General features: G+C 44.3%; 6 protein-coding genes. All 6 read right to left on the bottom strand.

Features of this window, described 5'->3' with window-relative positions; all coding sequences use genetic code 11:
- Positions 1-112: 112 nt before the first annotated feature.
- On the bottom strand, positions 113-1,291 hold the full coding sequence (locus R1T43_RS07115) for an IscS subfamily cysteine desulfurase (RefSeq protein WP_317354408.1): 1,179 nt from the start codon (positions 1,289-1,291) through the stop codon (positions 113-115).
- Between the two features lie 29 nt (positions 1,292-1,320).
- Entirely contained in the window at positions 1,321-1,806 is a 486-nt protein-coding gene (iscR, locus tag R1T43_RS07110; RefSeq protein WP_057790573.1) for a Fe-S cluster assembly transcriptional regulator IscR, read from the bottom strand.
- 659 nt (positions 1,807-2,465) lie between these two features.
- Complete coding sequence (locus R1T43_RS07100; RefSeq protein ID WP_317354405.1) at positions 2,466-3,344, bottom strand: thioredoxin fold domain-containing protein; 879 nt, start codon at positions 3,342-3,344, stop codon at positions 2,466-2,468.
- Between the two features lie 4 nt (positions 3,345-3,348).
- The gene (locus R1T43_RS07095) at positions 3,349-3,771 is read right to left on the bottom strand and encodes a hypothetical protein (RefSeq protein WP_317354402.1); all 423 of its coding nucleotides are present in this window, start codon (positions 3,769-3,771) and stop codon (positions 3,349-3,351) included.
- Positions 3,772-3,789: 18 nt separating this feature from the next.
- On the bottom strand, positions 3,790-14,163 hold the full coding sequence (locus tag R1T43_RS07090; RefSeq protein WP_317354399.1) for an Ig-like domain-containing protein: 10,374 nt from the start codon (positions 14,161-14,163) through the stop codon (positions 3,790-3,792).
- Positions 14,164-14,279: 116 nt separating this feature from the next.
- The gene (locus R1T43_RS07085; RefSeq protein ID WP_317354396.1) at positions 14,280-14,846 is read right to left on the bottom strand and encodes a hypothetical protein; all 567 of its coding nucleotides are present in this window, start codon (positions 14,844-14,846) and stop codon (positions 14,280-14,282) included.
- Between the last annotated feature and the right edge of the window lie 2 nt (positions 14,847-14,848).

Below are 14,848 nucleotides of genomic sequence, written 5' to 3'. Positions count from 1 at the left end.
GGAGCCGTATTATATAATACCTGAGTATTTCACTCAAATATTCAACAGCCTTGTTAAATAAAAATTAAATATCGTACCAATCGTTAACTGCGATGACGTGCGATAAAAGGTGCTATCGGCTTGCAGCCAGCACTGTTGCTTCACGTAAACGGGTAACCACATCGGTGACTTTGCTGATGACGTAGGTAATATCATCTAATGTGGTGAACCTACCTATACTAAAACGTATGCCAGCGTGAGCAAGTTCACTACTTCTACCAATGGCGCGTAACACGTATGAAGGTTCTAAGCTTGCCGATGTGCAGGCAGAGCCAGAAGATACCGCAATATCATTCATCGCCATCATCATACTTTCCCCATCCACACCACCAAAACTCACATTTAAAATGTTCGCTATACGCTGAGTTTCATGGCCATTAAGGTGAATATCATCTAACTGGCTTAGCCCTTCCCATAACGCTGTTTTCAACTCGCTAATGTGGGCTGAATCCTGTTCTAGCTGCTGATAGGCCAAGTGTATTGCTTCGCCCATGCCCACAATTTGATGGGTTGCTAGTGTGCCTGAACGCATACCCCGCTCATGCCCGCCCCCATGAATTTGGGCAGCTAAATTAATTTTTGGACGACGGCGAACGTATAAGGCCCCCATGCCTTTCGGACCATAAATTTTATGTGCCGAAATAGATAACAAATCGACTGGCAAGGCTTGCAAATCGATAGGAAGTTTACCTACGCTCTGCGCCGCATCTACGTGAAACAAAATGTTCTTCGCTCGGCAAAGCTCACCAATCGCGCTGATATCCTGAACGACACCTAATTCGTTATTCACATGCATTACTGAGACTAAAATAGTCTCATCAGTTATGGCCGCTTCAAGATGTGAAATTGAAATAAGACCCGACGCATCTACGTCTAGATATGTCACTTCAAAACCTTGCTTCTCTAAATGTTCACAGGTATCTAATACTGCTTTGTGTTCGGTATTAACGGTAATGATATGTTTGCCGTTATTCGCATAGCCTTCGGCTACACCTTTAATAGCTAAATTATTTGACTCTGTCGCACCTGAGGTAAATACAATTTCACGTGGGTCGCAGTTCAGCGCATCACTTATCTGATTGCGGGCGACGTCTACTGCTTCTTCGGCCATCCAACCAAAACGATACGAACGGGAAGCAGGATTACCGAAATTGCCGTCTATCGTCAGGCACTGCACCATTTTCTCTGCAACCCTTGGGTCGACAGGTGTGGTAGCGGCATAATCTAAGTAAATAGGTTTTGTACGAGACATAGCGATTAATACATTCTCTAAAGCTGATGTTATAACTGAAAACTAACTTCGATATCGTTGGCGACATTACGAAGAGACGCGCTTTTATCTTGACGCCCAGCCACTTCCTGAACATCGCGCTTCGCCATTAATTCACCAAGGGTAATATCGTTTAAAAAGGAGCTTATACGATCGCTCAAATCTTGCCACAAACTATGGGTTAGGCAGCGGTCACCACTTTGACAGTCAGCTTGCCCTTGGCAACGGGTAGCATCAACAGATTCGTCTACCGCACGAATAACTTCACCAATTGATATATTGGCTGCATCGCGCCCTAGTAAATAGCCGCCACCGGGCCCGCGAACACTATCGACTAACTGATCTTTACGTAATCGAGAGAAAAGCTGTTCTAAATAAGATAGCGAGATAGCTTGGCGTTCAGAGATATCAGCGAGAGGCACAGGACCGCGTGTTGAATGCAATGCTACATCAAGCATTGCCGTTACTGCGTAGCGCCCTTTAGATGTTAATTTCATAGAATCCTCCCGCTATTAAGATAGCAAGAATTTTCACATACCTGACTAAAATGGTCAAGTATAAGACCTAGTATTTTAGTCAAGTATTATTGTAGTTTCCATTCTAAAGCTGGAATGGTTTCTAACGATTCTGGAATGCTCACGCAGAACAAGCGTGGAACCAAGCCATGGGGCTTCTAGCAGCCTCGTATTTTTTCTATCTTGGCCCCTATATAGCCGATCGTAGCTAATGAGTTAATTTAAGTTAGTGTAATTACCAAGTTAGGTTAGCGGTTTCATTACCGAGCAAATTTCTCTTGATAATTATATCGTGCTGATAGAAATGATTTCATAGTCTATCAATAGTGTCTCATCCACAGACTAATGGGATCTGTGAAAGCTCTCCCAAAACCAATCTCAACCAGTTTTATCAGGTCACATCCAGCAAGAAAATTTATGATTCGCTGGAGATGTTGCAGAAAAAATCTAGACGAGTAGCTGAAATATTAAATTAGTGAACAATATCATCAAGGCAAAATATGCTGTGGCAGAACGCCAATGGAAAAATTAATTGGTGGGAAACAGAATTGGGCTGAAAAAATTAAGCTCAAATCTAATCTGACGATGCAACTAGAAAAACAGAGGAACAGTCAGATCAGGTCTGAGCTAGGACAGATTAACTAAAGAACATTGATTGCATTAATAGAGTCATTGCTTAGATATTGGTTGATGCGTTCTGATTGAATAACCATACCATCAATCGCTAACGCAATTTGAGCACCTTCTGGTACATCCATTAATAGTCTCAGCTCTGCCGAGCGATTTGATTCTTCATCTTTTGTACAATTTTTGTTTTCACAAGTACTCTGAGCAAGATGCCAGTTGTAACGAAAGTCATTTTCCAGTGAAGAAATGAGACTCTTGTTGGTAGACAATTCATTAGATACAAATAGGATTGCGTTAGCTAACCCTTGATTTCCACTCTGCTTTAAACGCAATGTTTCATATCGGGCCCAATCAAGTTGTACTGGTGTAATACCATTGGTGAGTTGTTGCTTGAACTTTTTCAACGAGCTCAGATATACTTTTTGCCCGCCGAAATAATAAGAAGGTACTGACTGAGGGTTGTAATTTTGAACAATTTCTTTATTCAGCTGTTGCAACCTGAAATGTCTTTGGTTTAGGGCATCCGAACTTTTGCAGTCAATTGGCGTGCGAGTAATAACGTCATCAAAAACGCCCTGACTAATTGGATCATCACACTTCATAATAGCTGCAACACGTTTGTCACTGTAATCTCCCAAAATCGGAGACCAAAACATAAACACGTTGTAGTCTTTGTATTTATCTAACGCCTTCAGTGCGCGAATACAATAACCGCAATTAGGATCTTTAAAAACAATTACGCTGGGTGCGCTCGGTTTCCAAGGCTCTATTAAAAAATCACTATATACCTCTGGGGTAGGGATTATTTTTGCGTTTAGTTTATTTGCATCATTTGCTTTAGCTAAACCGCTATACCCAAAAAAAATACTTAAAAAGAGTATTAGGTACTTCATACTGCTACAAGTCTCCATTCTTTAGCTTCTGCAAGATCGCCCTTTTCTTTGCTTCTCGTGCTTCTTTGCTTTTTTGTATTATTTCTTTTTGCGCTGTTGGATCATCAAGGGCATCGTTGAAAGCAGTAATAGCTGCAACAAGCTTCTCTTCAGATTCCTGTAACATTGCATCGACATTAGCGTTGTTTGTCTCGGTGCTATCACTCGCATTTTGTTTTGCAACCTTCGGACGATAATCAGGGTACACAACAGGAACATTTACGATATTACTGTCCTTCTCCTGACCTATGGCCTGCTCCTCAAGATTTTCATTAACAGTATGTGACCGCGGATTCTCACTATTTTCGCTGAAAACCAGGTAACCCAGTGCCGCTATAGCTACAACACCGACACTTACGACTAAGACTCCGTTTTTTTTTGTTTTCATTGACTTTCCTTAAACTACTTATAAGGTTTGCGTTGTGAACGAATAACTTCTGCAACAATATGAATTACCAACGCGGTCTTTAATATATCGTAGATAAATCGTAATTTGCGTATTTTGCGGCAACGGATTGGTCGGCGAAAAGATAACGACATTACCATCGAATGAGAAAAAGCCGTCGTAATAATTTGACCCCGAATAAATTCGAATCTCACCGCCTGAATGATTAGACGTAATATTTCTAATATCAAGTGGCTCACTGAAAGTCATCTCGATAGGCGCATTAACTGCATTGCCTGTTGAACTATGTGCTGGTGTCATAGCTGTAAGGGTTGGGTAAGAATTATCTACTTCACCCGTGTTTTCAGTGGTAAAAGCCAATCGATACTCAGCAACTTCATTACCCGCTACATCACACACTCCCGCAACAATCAGCTCATAAGCTTCACCCGCCACCAGATATTCATCCGGCGTGAACGTAATCGTTCTGCGATCACTGCTCAGTGCTACACTGCTCGATACTGCACCTGTACTGCTTTGGAGCGATACCGTCTCTTCATTCACACAATGTGCCGCTAACGCCTCATCCAGAAACAGTCTCACAGGGGCATTCACTGGTACATCCGTTAACCCTTGCGACAGGTTGTTTGCTATAACACTCGGCTCCTGCGCATCTTCACTGTCACCTGCTGTAAACGTATACTGATGATAACTGCCCACGTTATTACCTGCGATATCCTTCAGGTAGCTACCCCAACTGATATACACGTAATAATGATGCCCTTCTTCTAACAATGCATCCGGGGTTAACGTCACACGCTTACCGTCTGCACTTAGGCTCAATGTCGCAGCCTCATTACGTTTTTCCGTATTGTTATACAACCTGAATGACTCACTGGTCAGTGATGTCGGGTCAATACGCTCACTGAAGTCTGCCGTAATCGTCGCATTCAATGCCACGTCCGTTGCACCACTTTTCGGGCTGTAACTTATCAATGACCCTGTTTGCGTATCGATACCCAGCTCTGTTGTGAAGTGGATATTGATGTCTTCTACCTGCACGTTATCTGCCAGGTCTTTCACACCGCTTACATTCAAGCTTAGCGTCTCGCCCGCCGGAAGCAGGGTCACAGGAGTGAGCGTGACCAGCGTATGTGAGCTGTCTAGTGCACGATTTACCGCAATCTGCTCACCGTTATGAGTCAGGGTAATGTCACCCAGTGATAAATGACTTATCGTTTCACTAAACTTCACTCTCACTCGGGCATTTACCGCCACATCGGTTAAGCCTTCGTGCACTGACGTGCCAGTTACAACTGGTGCTGCTGTATCTTCTTCCAAACTGGTATAGAAGTAGAAGCTATCTGATGAGTTTGTATTACCACTGATATCCGCTACACCGTCGATTCTGGCATTAAACCGTCTACCCGCTGTCAGTACATTGTCTGACACCCAAGTGATTGTCTTACCATCCTGACCAATACTGGCACTACCCGCGACATGGGTCCAACCATTGTCTACATCTCGTACATATACGGTGCTGCTGTTCACCGTGAGTGGGTCAACAACCTCGTTCATTACCCAGATCACACTACTATTTACTGCAACTGTACTGTTCGCGTAAGGTAGATAAGTACTGTAATTCGGGCTTGTCAGGTCTGGCCCTGTTCCGGTTGTAAAGGTTTCACTGTGTGAAACAACTTTATTGCCCGACAAGTCTTCTACCTGTGTAATTGTTTCTGTGTGTTCCGTACTCTCTGGTAATGGTGAGTAACGGTGGTACAACACTTCGGTATTACTTGCACTGTACGAGATACTCATATCTGCTATGCGTTCGAAGCTGTATGGGTTAATCGCTTCATCAAAGCGCACGTGATAACGCGGATTCAATGCCACATTTTCCATTCCCGTTGCCGGACTCATCGCAGTTACTCGTGGGGCCTGTAAGTCTTCTAGCGCTGCTTCACCTGTGGTGAAGCCATAACTGCGACTCCAATACTGACGGTCACCATCTGTATCCAGAATGTTACTTGATAGGCTCACATAATAGTAACTGTCGGCCGATAAGAGTGATTGCGGCGTGATTTCCACTGTACGTAAGTCATCTGCCAGACTTATCGTCGCAGGGAAGGCACTGCCATCATTGTTTCGCATCACAATGAATTCATCGGTAATGGTAGTCTCATCCATATCTTGGTTATAAACGATACGCATGGTCGGATTTAGCGACACATTGGTTAAACCATTACTTGGCAGATAAGCATTAGGCGTTGGTCGCACCCCTGCTGTTGCCGTAGTTGTCGCCATGCGGAACTGACCTTGATAATGGTTCATCGCATTACCTGAATCATCACGTGCTGTGCTATCCAGATAAACATGAACGAGTGCTCCTTCTACAAAGGCTTCATCTGGTGTGAATTCGATTGCCTGACCTGATGCTGACAGCGTAATCTGTCCCTCTACCAGTACACCGTTTTCCGCTACATGGAAGGCCTCATGTAAGGAACTTTCATCCATTGGCTCTGAGGTGTACATCACTATACTGCCGACACTCGGTACATTATTGGCACCACTGTTCGGGTATAGGCGTGAGACACTTGGCCTACCATTGTCATTATCTACCACTGCTGTGCTAAATAGGCTGACATAATCCGCCATTGCATTACCGCTTAAGTCCTGCACATCGTCCGTGACGATTACTGACAGTGACTTCCCGGCTGGCCAGGTGCCACGCAACGTGATTGTTTTACTGTCTGCAGAGCGGTAAACGCTCGGCGTAATAATGCTGCCCTCTGAATACAACTTGAAGTGATTACTGTTAACCGTAGCTGCATTTAACGATTCATTGAAGCTTAGTACGATTGGCGTACCTACTCCTATATCCATGGCTCCGTCTGCCGGACTTATACTGCTTACGATTGGTGCCGTAGTATCAAGCTCGTCTTCTGTTGTGAAGTAATAATTCCAACAACATGCACTATTTCCAACTCTATCTTTGACGTAGTAAATGCTTGTTCTGATTTGTGTACTACCCGGTAATGGCTCACTTGGCGTAAACGTCACCACGCTGCCTTCTACCTGATAGTCACCCGCTACATAGCCACTTTGGCCATTCACCTGAACTCGCACTGCTTCATTAATGTTTAGTGCATCGACTGCTTCGTTAAAGGTCACCACAATCGCTGTGTTAACTGATACATCTGCTGTATTGTTTGTCGGTGTAACACTGCTTATTCTTGGGTAGGCAGTATCAACACTGCCGCTACTGTCGGCTGTGAAGTCCATGCGATACTCAACAACTTCATTACCCGCTACATCACACACTCCCGCAACAATCAGCTCATAAGCTTCACCCGCCACCAGATATTCATCCGGCGTGAACGTAATCGTTCTGCGATCACTGCTCAGTGCTACACTGCCCGATACTGCACCTGAACTGCTTTGGAGCGATACCGTCTCTTCATTCACACAATGTGCCGCTAACGTCTCATCCAGAAACAGTCTCACAGGGGCATTCACTGGTACATCCGTTAACCCTTGCGACAGGTTGTTTGCTATAACACTCGGCTCCTGCGCATCTTCACTGTCACCTGCTGTAAACGTATACTGATGATAACTGCCCACGTTATTACCTGCGATATCCTTCAGGTAGCTACCCCAACTGATATACACGTAATAATGATGCCCTTCTTCTAACAATGCATCCGGGGTTAACGTCACACGCTTACCGTCTGCACTTAGGCTCAATGTCGCAGCCTCATTACGTTTTTCCGTATTGTTATACAACCTGAATGACTCACTGGTCAGTGATGTCGGGTCAATACGCTCACTGAAGTCTGCCGTAATCGTCGCATTCAATGCCACGTCCGTTGCACCACTTTTCGGGCTGTAACTTATCAATGACCCTGTTTGCGTATCGATACCCAGCTCTGTTGTGAAGTGGATATTGATGTCTTCTACCTGCACGTTATCTGCCAGGTCTTTCACACCGCTTACATTCAAGCTTAGCGTCTCGCCCGCCGGAAGCAGGGTCACAGGAGTGAGCGTGACCAGCGTATGTGAGCTGTCTAGTGCACGATTTACCGCAATCTGCTCACCGTTATGAGTCAGGGTAATGTCACCCAGTGATAAATGACTTATCGTTTCACTAAACTTCACTCTCACTCGGGCATTTACCGCCACATCGGTTAAGCCTTCGTGCACTGACGTGCCAGTTACAACTGGTGCTGCTGTATCTTCTTCCAAACTGGTATAGAAGTAGAAGCTATCTGATGAGTTTGTATTACCACTGATATCCGCTACACCGTCGATTCTGGCATTAAACCGTCTACCCGCTGTCAGTACATTGTCTGACACCCAAGTGATTGTCTTACCATCCTGACCAATACTGGCACTACCCGCGACATGGGTCCAACCATTGTCTACATCTCGTACATATACGGTGCTGCTGTTCACCGTGAGTGGGTCAACAACCTCGTTCATTACCCAGATCACACTACTATTTACTGCAACTGTACTGTTCGCGTAAGGTAGATAAGTACTGTAATTCGGGCTTGTCAGGTCTGGCCCTGTTCCGGTTGTAAAGGTTTCACTGTGTGAAACAACTTTATTGCCCGACAAGTCTTCTACCTGTGTAATTGTTTCTGTGTGTTCCGTACTCTCTGGTAATGGTGAGTAACGGTGGTACAACACTTCGGTATTACTTGCACTGTACGAGATACTCATATCTGCTATGCGTTCGAAGCTGTATGGGTTAATCGCTTCATCAAAGCGCACGTGATAACGCGGATTCAATGCCACATTTTCCATTCCCGTTGCCGGACTCATCGCAGTTACTCGTGGGGCCTGTAAGTCTTCTAGCGCTGCTTCACCTGTGGTGAAGCCATAACTGCGACTCCAATACTGACGGTCACCATCTGTATCCAGAATGTTACTTGATAGGCTCACATAATAGTAACTGTCGGCCGATAAGAGTGATTGCGGCGTGATTTCCACTGTACGTAAGTCATCTGCCAGACTTATCGTCGCAGGGAAGGCACTGCCATCATTGTTTCGCATCACAATGAATTCATCGGTAATGGTAGTCTCATCCATATCTTGGTTATAAACGATACGCATGGTCGGATTTAGCGACACATTGGTTAAACCATTACTTGGCAGATAAGCATTAGGCGTTGGTCGCACCCCTGCTGTTGCCGTAGTTGTCGCCATGCGGAACTGACCTTGATAATGGTTCATCGCATTACCTGAATCATCACGTGCTGTGCTATCCAGATAAACATGAACGAGTGCTCCTTCTACAAAGGCTTCATCTGGTGTGAATTCGATTGCCTGACCTGATGCTGACAGCGTAATCTGTCCCTCTACCAGTACACCGTTTTCCGCTACATGGAAGGCCTCATGTAAGGAACTTTCATCCATTGGCTCTGAGGTGTACATCACTATACTGCCGACACTCGGTACATTATTGGCACCACTGTTCGGGTATAGGCGTGAGACACTTGGCCTACCATTGTCATTATCTACCACTGCTGTGCTAAATAGGCTGACATAATCCGCCATTGCATTACCGCTTAAGTCCTGCACATCGTCCGTGACGATTACTGACAGTGACTTCCCGGCTGGCCAGGTGCCACGCAACGTGATTGTTTTACTGTCTGCAGAGCGGTAAACGCTCGGCGTAATAATGCTGCCCTCTGAATACAACTTGAAGTGATTACTGTTAACCGTAGCTGCATTTAACGATTCATTGAAGCTTAGTACGATTGGCGTACCTACTCCTATATCCATGGCTCCGTCTGCCGGACTTATACTGCTTACGATTGGTGCCGTAGTATCAAGCTCGTCTTCTGTTGTGAAGTAATAATTCCAACAACATGCACTATTTCCAACTCTATCTTTGACGTAGTAAATGCTTGTTCTGATTTGTGTACTACCCGGTAATGGCTCACTTGGCGTAAACGTCACCACGCTGCCTTCTACCTGATAGTCACCCGCTACATAGCCACTTTGGCCATTCACCTGAACTCGCACTGCTTCATTAATGTTTAGTGCATCGACTGCTTCGTTAAAGGTCACCACAATCGCTGTGTTAACTGATACATCTGCTGTATTGTTTGTCGGTGTAACACTGCTTATTCTTGGGTAGGCAGTATCAACACTGCCGCTACTGTCGGCTGTGAAGTCCATGCGATACTCAACAACTTCATTACCCGCTACATCACACACTCCCGCAACAATCAGCTCATAAGCTTCACCCGCCATCAGATATTCATCCGGCGTGAACGTAATCGTTCTGCGATCACTGCTCAGTGCTACACTGCCCGATACTGCACCTGTACTGCTTTGGAGCGATACCGTCTTTTCATTCACACAATGTGCCGCTAACGCCTCATCCAGAAACAGTCTCACAGGGGCATTCACTGGTACATCCGTTAACCCTTGCGACAGGTTGTTTGCTATAACACTCGGCGCCTGCGCATCTTCACTGTCACCTGCTGTAAACGTATACTGATGATAACTGCCCACGTTATTACCTGCGATATCCTTCAGGTAGCTACCCCAACTGATATACACGTAATAATGATGCCCTTCTTCTAACAATGCATCCGGGGTTAACGTCACACGCTTACCGTCTGCACTTAGGCTCAATGTCGCAGCCTCATTACGTTTTTCCGTATTGTTATACAACCTGAATGACTCACTGGTCAGTGATGTCGGGTCAATACGCTCACTGAAGTCTGCCGTAATCGTCGCATTCAATGCCACGTCCGTTGCACCACTTTTCGGGCTGTAACTTATCAATGACCCTGTTTGTGTATCAGTTTGAGTGCCTGTCGTAAAAGAGGTTGATTGCGCAGATTCAAGCAGATTACCACTAAGGTCAGAAATACCGTCTACAACTAGGGTATAGACTGTCTCAGGCTCCAAATTTAACTTAGGCTTTAAGGTTGCTGTACGCAGATCACTGCTATTAGTAAGGTCCACTGCAACAACCACATCCTCCTTAAAGAGTCGTATGTTCTTAGTTGAATAGCTGTTTACTGCTTCATCAAACCTTATATTGAACCTGGCATTAACAGGTACAGATGTTTCTCCTTCAATAACACTGGTACTATTGATTAGTGGAGCAACACCATCAGCATCGAACGCTGTAGTAAAATAGTAATTACGATTAGACATGGAATTACCAAAGAGGTCTTTAATTCCACTTCCCAAATATATTCTGTGCTGCCTTCCCACAAGAAACGCCGCATTAGGAGTAAAAGTGATAGTTGTGCTATCGTCCTTAACATCTATTAACCCTTCAATAAGTTCTCTTGTCGAGTTATCTTCGATGTAGAAGCTATCATTGGTTACACTTTCCGGGTCGATACGTTCACTCATCACCACAGTTAATGCAATATTCACGGGCACATCTTTTGCGTTGTGAATTGGGTTAATATTGCTAACAGTCGGTCTAACTGTATCAACAGTATTTCCGGTTTCGAAAGTAAACTGGTGTTCTTCTGCCAATGAGTTACCGGCAGTGTCTTTTACAATACCGGTAACAACTTCATGCACTGTGTAATCTGCCATTAGTGCATTAGGCGTAAACAATACCTGCGTATCACCGCCAATTAACTTAACGTTCCCCGAAACTGGTACTCCACCGTCTCCATACACACGAATAGAATTAGCATTGACAGACTTACGTGATAGAGCCTCTGAAAAAGTAACAATAATAGCACTATTTTCCGCCACCTCAGTTTGGTCAGCAGTTGGCTCAGTTGTAATTATAGTAGGCGCAACAATATCAGGGTTTGCTGGATCGGTACCTGCTGCTATCTCATCGCCATCTTTTCTGCCATCGCCATCGGAATCCTGATTGTTAGGGTTAATACCACGCGCTACTTCTTCCCCGTCTGACAGATCATCCCCATCGGTGTCAGGGTTATTGGCATCCGTCATCCACGTATTAGCTTCTTCTTCATCACCGAGACCGTCACCGTCTTCATCATTTTGCACTTCAAGCGTAACGGTAACTGTTGTTGTACTATTAGCGCCTAGATCTGTAGCCACTGCTTTAACCGCAATATTTCCTACATCCTGAGGTACGGTGAAAGGAACTGAGTATGGATAGGTTGTATCCTGCGCTACGAGCAGATTATTGACATAGAAATCGACTTTGCCAACGGCAATATCATCCTGTGCATCTGCAGTTAACGTTAGTCTGGCACCTTCAACTGTAACGCCGTCTGATGCAGGCTCAACTAGCGAGACTGTTGGAGGTATTCCATTCGCATCGTTTAGCTCTCTATATTGCGCGATAAACAGTTTCGTATCGCCCGTCGCTTTGTAGTCTGAGCCCACAACATATCTTTCTTCTGTAATAAAAGCATGGGTTGCGTTAAGCGCAATACCGGTACCTGCGTAATCACCTAAAGGAGAAAGGTTGATCGTATCCTGAAAGAAAGGTTCGTCAGGATTTTTAGTATTCACATAAGCAACTACATTTGGGAATAATTGCTCAGCAAAAAAGGTAAAGCCATTTGTCACCGCAACATCGCGTGGAACGAAGGTCCTGTCTCCGCCTTTTAGCTCCAACATTCCAGCATCCGTAATCTTATAGATACGATAGCCAGTGCTGTATGCTGCCACATAAACATACTCATTGCTGATTTCGACGTCTTTAACTGTGCCGATATTAACCGAAGAAAGGTGTAATGGTGCTGATGGGTCTTCAATATCAAACAAGGATAACGTTGTACCACCCACGGCGACCATAAAGTTGTTTTCTACAGCAATACCTTTTACATCGGTAAGGTGTTCGGTAGAACCAACTGCAAAAGGTTTGTTAGGATTCGCAACATTGAATATTTCGATACCTGCAGAGCCATCTGCAACAAAAACGAAGTCCCCTTTTACCGATAAGTCTTGAGCAATACCTGCAGTGTCAAGTTTTGATACAATTTTCGGGTTTTCAGGTTCAGATATATCTACTATTTGCATACCCTCAGAACCGTCAGCCAAATAAGCATATGACCCAACTGCTTTAACATCGATGCTAATACCCTGTGTATCTACACTTCCAATGATTTCAGGATTTAAGGTATCTACGACGCTAATCACTTGCAGCCCAGAATCGCCAGCCGCTATATAAGCTAAGTTACCTTGAATATCCACATTATTTGCGTAGCCCGGAATAGACACCGTAGATTGCACAACTGGATCGAACTGAGTCACGGTCACATTAACAACGAAACTTTCATCACGGTTGGTCACCGTTATTTTCGTTTCGCCTGATTGACCAGCAAAAATTTCGCCGTCTGATAAGCCAAAGTTAGCAATGGTTATATCGTCGGTAGTATAGCGTGTGCCACTAGATTGCTGGGTTAAATCTACAGAAGTACCGTCAAGCATGTAGCCTGTGACAGAAAGCTTGCCGCTAGCTTCACCATCAATGGCATTATAAGTTAGGAATAAGTTCTCTGGGGATACCGTTATGAAATCAAGATAGTCTGCCAAATCACCGCTTGCTGAATCATTCGGATCCGAACCACCGGCTATTTCCAGTCCATCAGAAATACCATCACCATCGGAGTCAGCTAGAAGCGGATTAGTAACATAACCATTCGTTCCACCAGTAAGTTCTTCTAAATCAGTAAGACCATCACCATCTGTGTCGGCTTCAAAAATGTTGGTACCCGCCTGATACTCTTCGAGCGCCGATAACCCATCGTTGTCGTGATCTTCTAACGCATCAATTGGGTCATTTGGGTTAAGTCCAAGCGCACGCTCTGCGTCATCTGGAATTCCGTCCGAATCGAGATCGCCACCGATTTTGACTTCTACTCGACGGCTAGCTAGGACACCATCTTTCCTAGCACTGATGAGTGCAACACCGTTGGCTTTAGCTGTAACCAAACCGTCTGGGCTAACAGTAGCTATATTCTCATTTGTACTCGAGTAGTTTGTTCCTTTTTCCCCTGCGGTTAAGTCATCTACACTGCTATCGGCAAAAAAGCCAGTGACGGTTAAAGGAAAGGTTTGTTCTGGATTGTTTAGAAGAAGCGTATCGGTCGTCGAGAAACTCAATGATACGGGGATAGGATCCAATGTTTCAAATTTGATATCACCAACTTTTGTGATGCCGTTACGTACCACATTAAAGTAATCACTTTGACCAGAGACAGTTCGGCCATCCTCCAATTTACAGGTCGCTCTGGCTCTGATCTGCCCCATATTAGAAGGAACGTTTGGTAACGCCCAGCCGCCATCTTCACTTACTTGAATGGTACGATTTAAAATATTTATGACACAATTTTCATCAAGTTCTGTTGCATTAGTCTTGTGAAAAAATGCCGAAAAACATAAGCCAGTGAGTAAAAGTAAGTTTAATTGTCCCTTTCTCATCTCTATCCCTGCGCCACACGTTGTGTGTGTATATTGGTTAACTTAAACAAGCAACTTTACTGCAATTGCAACTGCAATCATTTTAATGTGAGCAAAACTAATTATTGGTGGTGGTGTCAAGCCTCTAGACTTTCCACTTCTAATCCCAGTATTTCAGCGAGTACATCTAAATCATTTTGGATTTTGTGATAATCACTGTGATACATCAAAACAACTCTTTTTCGGTTGTTGGTTAGAACGCTTAGTTCAAAACAAGTGAATGATGACTCAGTACCATATATTTGTGTCGTAACAAACAGAAGCTTTTCAAACGAATCAAAAGCAACTTTAGTCTTCGGGTCATTCGAACTGCCGACATTCAGCACTCTTTCGTTTAGGTCAAAATAGAATTTTCTTCTGCTTCTTCTGCATATAAAGGCTGTGCCTAAACTAAAGAGCCCACCCAGTGTAAGCACACCAATAACGAATTTGGTTTTCGAATCAAGGTTTGGTTCCAACTGCCAAACTTTAATCGACATAAATATGCAACATGCCCAACAAAAAAAATGCAATCCACATTCAAATAAATAACTTCTGAGGTTAGGAGTGATAGCGACTACATCTTTATTTATGTTCAATTTAGCGTTGCAATAACTAGAAGCAACTAGGTATCCTGTAACATCAATCTCGTCGCTCGCTTTCAAAT

The sequence above is a fragment of the Alteromonas sp. CI.11.F.A3 genome, from assembly GCF_032925565.1.
GTDB lineage: Bacteria > Pseudomonadota > Gammaproteobacteria > Enterobacterales > Alteromonadaceae > Alteromonas.
The sequence above is the reverse complement of the archived record's forward strand: the minus strand, read 5'-3'. Positions and strand labels throughout refer to the sequence as shown.